The following is a 595-nucleotide window of genomic DNA, read 5'->3' as shown; positions in this document are numbered from 1 at the left end:
AGATCGGCCGCTGTCGCTGGTGCGCGATACCGACGGCGACCTGCAACAGACCTTTTTTCAGAAACACAGACTGCCAGGCATGCCCAAGGCCATTCATGACGGCCACTTGGCGAAGATGTCCGGTAAGGAAAGCCGCATCTTGTGGGTCAGCGACCTGGCGGGGCTGATCGCAGGCGTCCAGATGAACGTGCTCGAATTCCACATTTGGGGAAGCCTGCGCCAGCAGCCGGATCTGCCGCATCGTATGATCTTCGACATCGATCCCGACGAGGGCCTGGGCTTCACCGCCGTCAAGCAGGCAGCCTTCGACATTCGGGGCATTCTGGAAGCGCTTGGACTGCAGTCGTGGCCGTTGCTGTCCGGCGGCAAGGGCGTTCATGTGGTCGTGCCGCTCGTCCCGGAGGCAGACTGGGACGAGGTCAAGAGCTTCTGCCAAGACTTCGCCGAACTGCTGGCCCGTACAGATCCGTCGCGCTTCGTCGCCAACATGAGCAAGGCGAAGCGCAAGGGCCGAATGTTTCTCGATTACCTGCGCAACGGCCAGGGCTCCACTGCAATCTGTCCCTGGTCCACTCGGGCACGCGCGGGGGCGGGG

The 595-nt window shown here is 62.5% G+C and carries 1 protein-coding gene; it reads left to right on the top strand.

The genetic code is table 11. The features are described 5' to 3' along the window. Window positions 1-595, top strand: a 595-nt coding sequence (ligD, locus tag EN925_RS38740; protein ID WP_206633223.1) for a non-homologous end-joining DNA ligase, incomplete at both ends; no start/stop codon positions are given.

It is taken from the genome of Mesorhizobium sp. M7A.F.Ca.US.006.04.2.1, from assembly GCF_004022915.1.
In the GTDB taxonomy this organism is placed as follows: domain Bacteria; phylum Pseudomonadota; class Alphaproteobacteria; order Rhizobiales; family Rhizobiaceae; genus Mesorhizobium; species Mesorhizobium ciceri.
Note: the sequence above shows the minus strand (reverse complement) of the source record. Positions and strands in the feature narration are given on the sequence as shown.